Annotated in this window: 15 protein-coding genes; 4 read left to right on the top strand and 11 right to left on the bottom strand. The window is 34.0% G+C overall.

Annotated elements, in window-relative coordinates; genetic code table 11:
* Positions 1-30: 30 nt before the first annotated feature.
* Entirely contained in the window at positions 31-231 is a 201-nt protein-coding gene (locus tag ACFPM4_RS01230) for a cold-shock protein (RefSeq protein WP_144919921.1), read from the bottom strand.
* 484 nt (positions 232-715) lie between these two features.
* Complete coding sequence (ku, locus tag ACFPM4_RS01225) at positions 716-1552, bottom strand: non-homologous end joining protein Ku (RefSeq protein ID WP_382346716.1); 837 nt, start codon at positions 1550-1552, stop codon at positions 716-718.
* Between the two features lie 125 nt (positions 1553-1677).
* Here ku and ACFPM4_RS01220 point away from each other — a divergent pair, with 125 nt between their 5' ends.
* The gene (locus tag ACFPM4_RS01220) at positions 1678-3519 is read left to right on the top strand and encodes a DNA ligase D (protein ID WP_382346712.1); all 1842 of its coding nucleotides are present in this window, start codon (positions 1678-1680) and stop codon (positions 3517-3519) included.
* Here the strand turns inward: ACFPM4_RS01220 and ACFPM4_RS01215 are convergent, their stop codons facing one another.
* Entirely contained in the window at positions 3520-4239 is a 720-nt protein-coding gene (locus tag ACFPM4_RS01215) for a hypothetical protein (protein ID WP_382346709.1), read from the bottom strand.
* A gap of 334 nt (positions 4240-4573) precedes the next feature.
* Here ACFPM4_RS01215 and ACFPM4_RS01210 point away from each other — a divergent pair, with 334 nt between their 5' ends.
* Together ACFPM4_RS01210 and ACFPM4_RS01205 are read left to right on the top strand one after the other, a co-directional pair.
* Positions 4574-5140 carry a GNAT family N-acetyltransferase gene (locus ACFPM4_RS01210; protein WP_382346706.1) on the top strand — a complete coding sequence of 189 codons (567 nt, stop codon included), beginning with the start codon at positions 4574-4576 and terminating at the stop codon, positions 5138-5140.
* 153 nt (positions 5141-5293) lie between these two features.
* Entirely contained in the window at positions 5294-6658 is a 1365-nt protein-coding gene (locus ACFPM4_RS01205) for an MATE family efflux transporter (protein ID WP_382346703.1), read from the top strand.
* Between the two features lie 38 nt (positions 6659-6696).
* Here ACFPM4_RS01205 and ACFPM4_RS01200 read toward each other — a convergent pair whose 3' ends face one another.
* Positions 6697-7410, bottom strand: a complete 714-nt coding sequence (locus tag ACFPM4_RS01200) for a CAP domain-containing protein (RefSeq protein ID WP_382346699.1) — start codon at positions 7408-7410, stop codon at positions 6697-6699.
* A gap of 411 nt (positions 7411-7821) precedes the next feature.
* On the opposite strand from ACFPM4_RS01200, the gene ACFPM4_RS01195 reads away from it, so the two are divergent.
* Positions 7822-8061 carry a DNA alkylation repair protein gene (locus tag ACFPM4_RS01195; RefSeq protein WP_382348121.1) on the top strand — a complete coding sequence of 80 codons (240 nt, stop codon included), beginning with the start codon at positions 7822-7824 and terminating at the stop codon, positions 8059-8061.
* Between the two features lie 63 nt (positions 8062-8124).
* Here the strand turns inward: ACFPM4_RS01195 and ACFPM4_RS01190 are convergent, their stop codons facing one another.
* From ACFPM4_RS01190 to ACFPM4_RS01160, 7 genes are all read right to left on the bottom strand, one after another.
* Positions 8125-9621 (bottom strand): lmo1851 family serine protease, encoded by a 1497-nt coding sequence (locus ACFPM4_RS01190; RefSeq protein WP_382346696.1) that lies wholly within the window; start codon positions 9619-9621, stop codon positions 8125-8127.
* A 125-nt stretch (positions 9622-9746) separates the two neighbouring features.
* Positions 9747-10538, bottom strand: coding sequence for a M15 family metallopeptidase (locus ACFPM4_RS01185; RefSeq protein ID WP_382346693.1), 792 nt, complete (start codon positions 10536-10538; stop codon positions 9747-9749).
* 26 nt (positions 10539-10564) lie between these two features.
* Positions 10565-11272, bottom strand: a complete 708-nt coding sequence (gene deoD, locus ACFPM4_RS01180) for a purine-nucleoside phosphorylase (RefSeq protein WP_144919903.1) — start codon at positions 11270-11272, stop codon at positions 10565-10567.
* A 119-nt stretch (positions 11273-11391) separates the two neighbouring features.
* Positions 11392-11568 carry a YozD family protein gene (locus ACFPM4_RS01175; RefSeq protein ID WP_144919901.1) on the bottom strand — a complete coding sequence of 59 codons (177 nt, stop codon included), beginning with the start codon at positions 11566-11568 and terminating at the stop codon, positions 11392-11394.
* Between the two features lie 46 nt (positions 11569-11614).
* Positions 11615-11839, bottom strand: coding sequence for a YozE family protein (locus tag ACFPM4_RS01170; protein WP_144919899.1), 225 nt, complete (start codon positions 11837-11839; stop codon positions 11615-11617).
* Positions 11840-12018: 179 nt separating this feature from the next.
* On the bottom strand, positions 12019-12165 hold the full coding sequence (locus ACFPM4_RS01165; protein WP_144919897.1) for a YjcZ family sporulation protein: 147 nt from the start codon (positions 12163-12165) through the stop codon (positions 12019-12021).
* A 126-nt stretch (positions 12166-12291) separates the two neighbouring features.
* The gene (locus tag ACFPM4_RS01160) at positions 12292-12792 is read right to left on the bottom strand and encodes a PTS sugar transporter subunit IIA (protein WP_144919895.1); all 501 of its coding nucleotides are present in this window, start codon (positions 12790-12792) and stop codon (positions 12292-12294) included.
* Positions 12793-12848 lie beyond the last annotated feature (56 nt).

Raw genomic sequence — 12848 nt, 5'->3', positions numbered from 1 at the left:
CATTAATAGGGCAGTTTTTCTGTGAACTTATTATAGTTTAACAACGTTTTCTGCTTGTGGTCCACGTTGTCCTTCAACGATTTCAAATTCAACTTGTTGACCTTCGTCAAGTGTTTTGTAACCTTCTCCTTGAATAGCGCTGAAGTGAACGAATACATCGTTTCCGCCTTCAACTTCGATGAAGCCAAATCCTTTTTCACTGTTAAACCATTTTACTGTACCTGTTGCCATTGGTAAAAACCTCCAAAAATTTTTTAATATGTTACTCATATTTACCGATGTAAATAAAAATTCACATATTATAATCAATACCTACATTGGAGCAGATATTCATTATAACATGCGAATCGTAACTCCAAAAAAAAGATAATATTGAAATGCAGCCTAGTGTTACGCGGTAATGACAGATAGCTTTAAATGATTACTAATTGATAATCCAAAACAACGAAAGCCCTTCCTCTCTCCCGTCTTTGCGGCTCCTTGACCGCGCCAATGAGAATTGACTTAGCAAACCAACCTTTGTAAAGATTGGAGAAAAAGGATTATTAAACGTTATTTAAGCTCATCCTTATCATACATGAGTGATAATGAAAAAGCAAGAAAATGGATAAAATCTTTTTTCCTTATCCGGAATTCTTTCCCAATAAAGGTTTGGGTTAGTCGTTATCTATTTTACCCATTTTCTCATAAATAAAACATTTTCCAGAAAAAAAATTTATGCTTCTTTTTTAACAGCTTTTTTTCGTTTTGCTGGTGCCTTTTTCGTTTGCTTTTGAGCTGGTTTAGTCCGGTCAATAGAAGCTTGCAATGCCGCCATTAGATCTGTCATTTGCTTAGCTGGCTCCTTCTCTTTCACACTTACCATTTCTTTACCATTTGTTTTAGATTCAATTAATTGAATCACTTTTTCTCGATAATCATCTTTATATTTTTCCGGTTCAAATGTAGTAGTCAATTGATCAATTAATAAAATAGCAGTATCGATTTCCTTTTTTGATACTTCATCACTAGCTGGTATATTTGGTACTTCTTTTACATTTCTAACTTCATCAGGGTAATGAATTGTTTCCATTAATAAAACACCTTCATACACACGAATAACAGCTAATTGCTCTTTTGATCTTAACATTATTTTAGCTAACCCAGCTTTTTCAGATTCAATAAGTGCTTTTCGCAGTAATCCATATGCTTTCGCTCCTCCGCCATCAGGAGACATATAATAGCTTCTGTTAAAATAGATGGGATCAATTTCGCTTACCTTAATAAAATCTATCATTTCAACAGCCTTCTCTCCTCCACCCTCACTTAGTGCCTTTAACTCATCATCCTCCACAATTACATATTTTCCTTTTGACACCTCATACCCTTTCACAATTTCTTTCATATCTAATTCCTTCTCACAAGTAGGACACATCTTTTCATATTTAATCGGAGTATGGCACTTATCGTGAAGTGAACGAAACTTTATATCTTTATCTTCTGTAGCTGCATGAAGCTTTATTGGAATATTTACTAAACCGAAGCTAATACTTCCTTTCCACATTGTATGCATCTATCTCACCCTTTCCTGTTTGTTTTTCTTTAGCTTTTGCATAGATGAACACTACATGCGCAGAAACAATTGGGAAAATTTTATTTTAAATAGGATACACTAATGAAAAAAATAGGAGTTGCAAAATGCTAAAACCAATGTTGCCAACGCTATCTTTCGATCCTCCAATGCATGGGGATTGGGTATATGAAGTTAAATATGATGGATTTCGAGCTATTATCGAATGGACAGAGTCTAATGTTCACATATGGAGTAGGAATGGGAAAGACTTATTACCACAATTTCCAGAATTACAACAATTCCTTCGAGAAAATACGAAAGCTGCATCCAAGTTTTTACCACTTATTCTCGATGGAGAAATTATTATTATGGAGAATAACTATAAGGGGAATTTTCAAGAAATCCAAAAACGAGGCAGATTAAAAAACAAAATAAAAATAAATGAGGCAGCTGAAAAAAGACCATGCACATTCATTTTATTTGATATTTTGCGTTCTAATAAAGAACGATATAAGCAACTTCCCTTCATGAAAAGGAAACAAAAATTAGCAAGTATCTGCGAGAAATTGAATTGGCCGTTAAAACCAAGCATGTCCGATACATGTTTGCTTCAAGCCATTCAAAGCTATCACAATTACTCAGAATTAGAACAATATGTGCTATTGCATAATAGTGAAGGCATTGTGGCAAAAACAAAAAATAGTACATGGGAGGAAGGAAAACGAACACATACATGGATGAAACTAAAAAACTGGCGTACTGTGTCTTGTTTTCTCACTGCATATGACGAAAGTAATGGTTATTTCTATGTTGGAGTATTCGATGGTGATGAAATTTTCACACTAGGTAATTTTGTTAATGGATTAGACTCAGAAGTTAAGCATGCTTTAAAAAGGACAATTATCCAAAATGCATATCAAAAAGCTGCAAACATCTATTACATTCATCCAAGTATTTGCCTAGAACTTCACTACTTAGAATGGAATGGAGAACAACTTCGCGAACCTTATTTTAAAGGGTTACAGCTAGAAGTAAAACCAACTGAGTGTACGTATGAGCATTTTTTAATATCAGATGCAAAATTTCCTCCATCCGTATCAATTACACATCCTGACAAAGTATTATGGAAAGTACTTGGTAATACGAAATTAGATTTTTTACGTTATCTTCGGAATTGCTCTAGCTATATTTTACCTTTTTTGCAGAATCGCTTCCTTACTGTCATACGTGCTCCACACGGTGAGTTTGGAGAAAGCTTTTATCAAAAAAGTAAGCCTGAATTTGCACCCGAATTTGTACAAAGTGCAATACATGATGATAATGAAATGATTATATGCAATGATTTAGAAACGCTTATATGGCTTGGAAATCAATTAGCAATTGAATTCCATATTCCATTTCAAACAATTGATAGTCCATTTGTAAGTGAAATCGTACTTGATCTTGATCCACCTTCTCGAGATGAATTTCATTTAGCAAAACATGCTGCAAAAATTGTAAAAAAAGTACTAGATTCATTCCATCTTACTGGATTTGTGAAACTATCAGGGAATAAAGGAATGCAAGTATATATTCCCTTACCAGACAATACATTCACATGGAAAGAAACTCGTGTTTTCACTGAATTTATTGCGAACTTTTTAGTTACGTACGATCCTGATTCTTTCACTATAGAGCGCTTGAAGAAGAACCGTGGTGGGAAGTTATATGTCGATTTTATACAGCATGCAGAAGGGAAAACAATTATTGCTCCCTATTCTGTTAGAAACCATTCGAAAGGGCTTGTAGCAGCACCCATTTTCTGGGACGAGATTAATGAAGAATTGTCACCTACCTCCTTCACCATCCAATCCGTCCAAAAAAGATTGCAAACGTTAGGTGATCCCTTTTCACATTTTTTTGTCACTAAGAAGGAACAGCCATTCCTACAAGTTTTAGATATGATTAACTCCGGTCAACTAATGTAATTACTTAAGAAATAATCCTAAACAAAAATGACGCTCGTAGTCTGTAATATCATTTGCAAAACCGATAATCGGGGTACTTGAATAAAATAACTTTTGCATACGTAATGGCATTAATCCCGTTGAGATTGTCATTATTTTATTTCCGTTTTTGGAAATTACACAATAGCTAGCTGACTTTAACATCCGATAATGATCTTGCCCATTATTGGCGATATACTCTCTTTTGTCGATTTTTAAAGCCTTAAAAACAATATGATTATTATCTGAGATAATCGTCATACTGTCCCGATTATTGAATATATTCCATTGCTTATTCTCATAATGATCGATTATTCGTAACGCCTTTGCTTTTTTATCATCCGCTTTTAATAACAACTTTTTTTCTTTCTTTGATAGTTTTAATATAGAGTATCGACAAAAACCATCTTCTGTATATAACTTCCAATTATACGAAGAGATTGATGTATCTATCATGATATATTTATTCGTTGCTTCATATTTATTAGGAATAGGTAATGTTGTACTTTTATAGGTAAAATACAAATAGCGAATGGAAAAATACACAATCATTATTATAATGAAAATACCTACACCTACTGTAGGTATAAATTGAATAATTTTTAAACTAGGAAGAATAAGGATACAAAAAAATATCGTACACAAAATCACTTGATGTAAATATAAACGCGACATGGCAGCATAGTATTCTCTAATATTCATAAAGCTCCCCCTATTGTGAGGTATGGAACCATTATATGAGAGGTTGTCCACATATATGCGTGGGAAAAAAGCAAATGTCAAAAAAGAGCGAAAAATAGCAAAATTTATATTTAACTTTCTTATTTTCAAACCCCATTTTTTTTTGTATGATGGCATTATGTGATAAAAACTAAATAAAGCTCATAATGGAGGGAAGGCAAATGGTGCGCCACCAGTTTCTTTGATGCTGGTTCTAGTGGGTTCGATTCCCACCCCGAAATTTTTTATGCAACTTTAAAAAATTTCGAGGGTAGGAACGGATACTACGGGACTGCCCTGACTTGGAGGGTATAAAATGCTCAAGAAACGCGAATTATCTGGGCATGAATGTCATGCTCTATTTGAATTAATGACGCACCCGGATGTCTTCCCTTTTGTTCGTCATAAAGCTTACTCATTCGAGGAATTTATGTTTTTAACGAAACAAACAATTGAAGCTGAAGAACGTGGTGAACTAATCTCTAGAACTATTCTAGATGAATGGGATAATCCAATTGGTACCATTAATTTATTTGATATTCGAGATAATGCGGGATTTCTAGGAACTTGGATTGGAAAACCATATCATGGTAAGGGATATAATTCTTTAGCTAAGGACGCTTTTTTTCAAGAACTGTTTTTTGATAAAGAAATTGAAACAGTGTATATGCGAATACGTCAAGAGAATATTCGCTCCAAAAAAGCTGCGGAGAAACTCCCCTACTCTACTTTAGCAAATGAGAGCCGTTCTGCTGTATTCCAGCAAATTAATCAAGAAAAAATAATTTATGACTTGTATGAAATTCCACGTGATTTATATACAATGCACTATTTAAGAATGGATTCAAACATACAAGAATTCCAACATCAATTAAAAGCATAGAACACAAGAACTGTCATCGTCTGACAGTCTTGTGTTTTTTTGTTTAGTTTACATAATAATTTTATTGTAACCATATACTTATATTGAAATAATCTAAAGCTCGTAAAAATGTGCTATAATCTGGAGTACTACAATAGAATCAGAGGGAAAGAAATGGAACAGACATTTACAATCAAAGAAAAAATGAAACAATTGGGAATTATTTTTGTCCCCATTCTTGTTACACAGCTTGCAATGTTTGCCATGAGTTTTTTTGACATACTTATGACAGGTAATTATAAATCAGATCATCTTGCCGGAGTAGCTGTAGGTTCCTCCTATTGGATTCCTATTTCCACGGGGATCAGTGGTATATTATTATCGATCACCCCTATCGTTGCTCAACTCATTGGTGCCCAAAAAAAGAAAGATGTCTCTTCATCGGTGTTGCAAGGTATATATGTAGCCATCACATTAGCAATCTTGATCATGGTAATTGGTGCGCTAACCCTACCAACCATTTTAAATAGAATGAATTTAGAAGAAAATGTAAGGCACGTAGCACAATATTATTTGATTTCGATTAGTATTGGTACTATTCCCCTTTTTATCTATACGGTGTTACGAAGTTTCATTGACGCACTTGGAAAAACTAGAACTTCAATGTTTATCACCTTATTATCACTGCCAATCAATGTGATATTAAATTATCTACTAATATATGGAAAACTTGGCTTTCCGGAACTAGGAGGTATCGGTTCTGGAATTGCGTCCGCCATCACATATTGGTTAATTTTGGTTATCGCGATCTACATCATTCATAAAAAGCGACCGTTTATTCATTTTGGTATATTTAATAGCTTTCCAAGAGCCTCTATCAAAAAATGGAAGGAAATAATTTTATTAGGCCTTCCAATCGGTTTATCAATATTTATAGAAACGAGTATTTTCTCTAGTGTAACTTTATTTATGAGTAAATTTGGTACTACCGTTATCGCTGCTCACCAAGCAGCACTTAATTTTACTTCATTTATTTATATGATACCTTTAAGTATCTCCATGGCGTTAACCATATTGGTTGGGTTCGAAGTAGGAGCAAAAAGATACAAGGATGCTAAATCATATAGTTATATTGGCGTTGGTTCAGGAATAACAATTTCCTTAGTCACCGGTATTTTATTAATAATATTGCGTCCACAAATTTCACACATGTATAGTAATGATTTAGCAGTAATCGAGTTAACAATGAAGTTTTTACTTTTTGGAGCATTTTTTCAATTATCCGATGCCATTCTTGCGCCAATTCAAGGGACATTGCGTGGATATAAGGATGTTAACGTAACCTTTATTATGGCAATCATTTCGTTTTGGATTATTGGCTTGCCAATCGGATATATCCTTGCTAATAATACGAGTATGGGCCCATATGGATTTTGGCTAGGATTAATTATCGGTTTAGCGATTGGAGCAATTACATTAGCGTTTCGTTTACTTATTGTCCAAAAGCGATTTTCTCTACAAGAAAGCGAGCAGTCATAGGTACTAGTAAGTACCATACTGCTCGCTTTTTTATATATTTATTTTCCAATAAATTGTTGTGTCCAGTAATTTCCATCTGCTACATAACCAACACCAATATGTGTAAAGTTCTTATTTAATATGTTTGCACGATGACCTTCACTGTTCATCCATGCTTGAACTACTTCCTGTGGTGTTCGTTGCCCCATTGCTATATTTTCACCTGCAGTACGATAAGTGATACCAAATTGCTTCATCATATCAAATGGTGATCCATATGTTGGACTATTATGGGAAAAGTAGTGATTATTCGCCATATCTTTTGATTTTTCTCTTGCAACTTTGCTCAATTCACTGTCAACTTGTAATGCATTTAAACCATGTTTCGCACGTTCTTGGTTTGTTAAAGCAATTACTTGTTGTTCAAATACACTTAAGTTAGTATTTGTTTCTTCAGTTGGATTTTGTTTGCCCGTATTATTATCAACTGGTTGGCTCGGTTTCGGTTGTTCAACTGGTTTCTCAATTGGCTGCTTAGTCTCTACTTCTTTTTGTTTTTCTAAAGGACGTATTTGTTTAAAGGATAATAATTGATTCCAATCAATTGGTACATTTTTGAGGAGAAACTGATACCAATTTATATTTTCGGAAACTTTCACCTGGTAATATATTTTTTCACTCTTAACCTCATTTTGTTCAGAAGCATCTGCTTTACCAGCAAATGGTGATGCAATTAATACTGCAGCTATTGCGGATACTACAACTTTTTTCATTTCAATTCCTCCTTAGTTACTATCTTCTTGCATCATCATATTATCATATGATTCTTGTAATATTTTTGGATGGAATTGGAAGTTTCATAGACTAGTATTTGATTTATTTTATAATACTTTTACATTCCTATTATTTAGGGAGATTTGCTTAGTAGCTGAAAGTTATATTCTATCTATTGATTGGTTGAATGAGGTAATATAACCATAAATTACTATTAATCAGCTCTTGACAGATTTAAAAAAGAGCTTGTTTATTACTTTCTTTACAATTGCTTCTCAATTTTTAAAGCAAGATGAATACCTTTTGTTGATACATTGCAGATGTCCTTCATGGTTCATGAAATAAGTAATAATTCTATCCATTTTGGTAAAACTACTGTTAAAAATACACATAAAGGAGATAACAAATATATGAGTACTCCATATTGTTGTCCTAATTGTAGAACAAATCGCACAAGGTTTAATATAATAGAACAAGTTGTACAAGCTGTGAAGTTGGACCCTCAATCTGGGACAATTGTAGAAACATTTGAAGAAAATAACGCTGGACCATTTCATGCTAGTTATAACGGCCCTGATAAGCGAATACAATGCGGATCTTGTGGTTTGATAGAAGACGAAAGAACATTTATTAAATTTGGAGAAAGATAAAAAATACCCAAGGTAAGTCATGCAAGCGACTTTACCTTGGGTGTCTTTTTTGTAAAGATCTGTTTATTGTTGAATTAATACCTCTATTGCTTTTTGAACTTGTGGATCATTCTCACGTAAATAATCACTTAAGTTTCTCATTAATCTTATAGTAGTTTCTCCAGTTACAATTCCTGTTTCCTCTAATTCTTCGGACTTTTGGAATTCAATTACAGCTTTTGCAGTTTCTTCATCAAAAAATGGGTCTACTTTTCCTGGATTGAATCCTAATACTTCAAGCATTTGTTCTATTGCCTCTACATCTTTGGACATCACAGATTCCTTCAATTCTAAATCTGGATTTATATATGGTAGAGATGCATACTCCGGTAGTGAAACTTCATAATCAGGCGTAATTCCCTTTTCATGTATCCAGTTTCCCTCAGGTGTTAACCATTTTGCCATAGTATATTTTAGATTAGATTCATCATCAAAATCTTTTTGCGTTTGAACTGTTCCTTTACCAAACGACTTTTCACCAACTAACGGAATATTTGCTGACTCACTTACAGCAGCAGCTAATATTTCAGAAGCACTTGCACTTCCTCCATCAATAAGGACTACTGTAGGGACATCAATTTTCTTCCCGCCCCTTGCCTTCTCGGGAATGACAGTTCCATCACGGTACTCAATCTGATATAAATTTTTACCTTCTGGAACAAATAGATTAGAAATCATTAGGGCTTGGTCTAAAAATCCACCTGGGTTTCTACGAACATCGATTATTAGTGATTTCATCCCTTGCTCTTCCATATCACTTATAGCAGTTGATAAGTCCTGTAATGTGTGGGAAGAAAAGTTTGTAATTTGTATTTTAGCTATGTTGTTTTCTAGCATTTCTGCATAAACCGTATTAATTGGAATTTGATCGCGAGTTATTGTAATTTCAATTAGCTCTTGTTGGCCTTGTCTTTGGATACCAAGAGTTACTTGTGTTCCTTTTTCTCCTCGTATTAGGAGAACTGCTTCAGTTGCACTCATTCCCTGAATATTTTCACCATCTACCGTTACAATTCTATCATTCGGGCGAACTCCAGCTTTTTCAGCAGGTGATCCCTTAATCGGAGATACGACAGTGACATAGCCATCTAATTCTTGAACTTCAGCTCCAATCCCTTCAAATGAAGATGTAACACTTTCTTGAAACTTAGCATTCTCCTCCGAAGTCATATAATCGGTATATGGGTCACCAATAGCATCTACCATCCCATTGATAGCACCATCTATTAATGCTTCTTTGTCAAGATCATCCATGTATTTTCCAACTAATTCATCATAGGCAGTAAAAAGTTTGTTGAATTCCATTCTGCCCATTTTGACTACTTTCTCATCTCCAAATGAAAGAGCTACTAAAGTAATACCAGCTGTTAAGAAAATAACAATAAAAAGCATCATTACAAATTTAAATTTTTTCATTCTTATGTAATTATTATTTTCTTCTTGTTTTACTAAGTGATCATCATTTTCCACTAAACTCACCACTTCCATTTTACAGCAGATTCGCGAAGTAATTCTGCTCATAATTTACAACAGCTTCTTTATTTTAACAGTTTTCTATTAAATATTAAAGAAGAACTATGTTGCAAACAGTCTTATAAATGAATCAAGCCTACCTTAAGTCTAAGGAGGCTTGATTTTTCAAACAACTATATTTTTTTCACATGTTGAAAAAACTCTTCGAGCGTCCAGTTTTTTTCATACATGATGGAAGCCGCCTGTTCACCTACATATCGAAAATGCCAAGGCTCATATTGATAACCTGTAATTTTCTCTTTATCTTTAGGGTAACGGAGAATAAAACCAAAACGATGAGCATTATGCTTGGCCCATTCTCCTTCATCTGTTTCGCCAAATGCTTCTGATAACAAAAACTGTGCACTTTCACTTGTTATATCCATGGACAAGCCTGTTTGGTGCTCACTCTTCCCAGGAAAGGCAACAGCTTGTAAAGCTTGTTCTTCCCCAATATTTGCTATTTCAGCTTGTAATATGGAATCCTGCCGTTTATACGAGCGATAACCGGATACAGCATATAAATAAATGCCATCTGATTCACTAGCTTGAAGCATTCTTTCTAGTGCTTCTGCTGCTTCTTTACGCAAATAACTTTTTTCCACATCTTCATTCCCAAAGATAAAACGTACATCAGGACGGATTAAGTCTTCCGGTACATAGTCTCCAGGTAATGCAAAATCCTTATTTACTAATGCTAGTGTATTATCAGGATTTTGAATTTCAAGTAACCCATTCACATCTTTAATATGATTAAAATACCCAGCTTCCAAAACCAACTCTGTTTCATTTGGATCACGATTTATTTTTTTCTCGTTTGCATCATTTTCTTCACTTATTACAATTGTATCATCTTTTGGTTTCTCATTTATTGCGCATCCTGTTAACAGAATTGTTGTCACTAAAACTAAAATTACTTTATTCATTTATCATCACTTGAATATTAAACAGATTAGACATTAGCGGTAACATTTAGAGCAACCTCAATCATTTCATTAAAAGTTGTTTGTCGTTCTTCTGCTGTTGTTTCTTCACCTGTAATGATATGATCACTAACAGTTAGTACAGATAAAGCTTTTCTTCCATATTTTGCAGCAAGAGTATATAATGCAGTCGTTTCCATTTCAATTGCTAATATGCCATATTTTGCCCACTTTTCGTGATCTGCATGGTCATTATAGAACATATCAGCTGTAAATACATTTCCCACCTTCACTTTTAAACCCTTTTGAATTGCTGCATCATATGCACTCTTTAGTAAGTCAAATGACGCTGTAGGTGCATAATCAATTCCATTACCAAAAATCAACCGATTCATTTGTGAATCAGTTGACGATGACATAGCAAGAATGACGTCTCTTACCTTCACATCTTTTTGAATTGCACCACATGTACCAACTCGTATTAAATTTTGTACATTATAGCTTTGCATAAGTTCATTAATATAAATGGATATTGACGGCACTCCCATCCCGGTTCCTTGTACAGAAATACGTCTACCATTATATTCTCCTGTAAAACCTAGCATATTTCTTACTTCATTATAACAAACTACATTCTCTAGAAAATTTTCAGCAATATATTTGGCTCTTAGAGGATCTCCTGGTAATAAAACAGTCTCTGCAATTGCTCCATTTTCTGCGCCAATATGAACACTCATGAAAAAATACCTCCTTGTAGTTGTACTACCATTCTAATTCTTTGACATTCATCATGCAAATATGTCTTATAATCAAAAAAAACGCTGGTTCAAGACCGAGCGTTGCAATTTCGTAAATATTAATACTCATCTATATCTTCTTCGTCGATAATACATTTCGATAATAGGTATTCGAAGGTGATATCAGCTAATTCATCTGTTTCCTCTTCAGAAGGAGTAAACCCTCTTTTAATTAACTCCTGATAGAAAAATTCAGCGATTTCCTCTGTATCAATAAAGACTTCCATTTCACGCACTCCCATCGCTCCCCTTTCTGAATATTCCACCACAGGTTAGAATTAGCTATTTACTTTCTGATTCTACATATAATTCCCACACATAATCAAAAAATGCAACGGTCGGTAAATAATCAACATTTAATTCTAAGTAATCGCTTAATTCTTGATAATCACTAGATTGTTTTGGGAAACTATGATCTTTATAGGCTGCATTGGCAAAGCTGCTTAACTCATCATTTGCAGATGGTTGGCGAAACTTCATTAAAAAGTGATAAAAAGACTTATTCATTCCTACGAACCCCTTCTAAAACTAACATTCTTCTTTCCAATATAGCGGATTATCAAATTAAGGTAAATAAAAACTGCCTAATTCCTATCGTTCTAATTTCAAATGTATGCTGTTTAGCCATAAACATTCACTGTTTTACATAATAAATTAAAGCCCCCTTTAAACAGGAGGCCTACATTTTATTTTGGAAATGCCCAGCATGCACCAATAATAATGAGTAATATGAACAATACAACAATTAACGCAAAGCTGTTACCAACTCCACCAACATATCCATAACCATAAGATGGGTAACAATAATCATGACATCCATAGCCTTGATACATATATTTCACTCCTCAATTCATTTATCTCTTCGTTCATATCCTATGTATGCGTCCAGTAGGCTGTTTGTGCATTTGCCCAATTATTTTAAAAAACAATAATAAAAGCACCCATATAGGGTGCTTTTATTATTTCGCGGTAATTTCCATGATTGGAGATTGACCTGCTTGTACTTTTCCTACAGATTGTTTATTTATTGAAGAAATACTATCACCATTTGTTATGATAATTGGAGTAATCGTACTACTAGCTTTTTCTTCAACTAATGGAATGTCAAACTCCACTAGTTTGTCACCTACTCGTACTTTTGTTCCTTCACTAATATGGGCTGTAAATCCTTCTCCATTCATTCCAACCGTTTCTAATCCGATATGAATTAATATTTCAGCACCATTTTTTGCTCTAATTCCAATTGCATGTTTTGTAGGAAATAGCTGTATAATCTCACCATCAACTGGACTAACAACTACGCCTTCATCAGGTTTTATCGCCATTCCATCTCCCATCATTTTTTGAGAAAAAACTGGGTCTGGAACCTCATCTAATTGTACAAGTGTACCTGTAATAGGTGAGTGTACAGTGACGGTAGAAGGAACCTCTTCTTTTTTTCCAAATAATTTTTTAAACATTAGCTTACAACACCCTTCATTAATCGGTAAATCATTATATTTTTATCATTTAAAGT

Origin of the sequence: Lederbergia graminis (assembly GCF_042655485.1) — a bacterium.
In the GTDB taxonomy this organism is placed as follows: Bacteria; Bacillota; Bacilli; order Bacillales; family Bacillaceae_C; genus Lederbergia; species Lederbergia graminis.
Note: the sequence above shows the minus strand (reverse complement) of the source record. Positions and strands in the feature narration are given on the sequence as shown.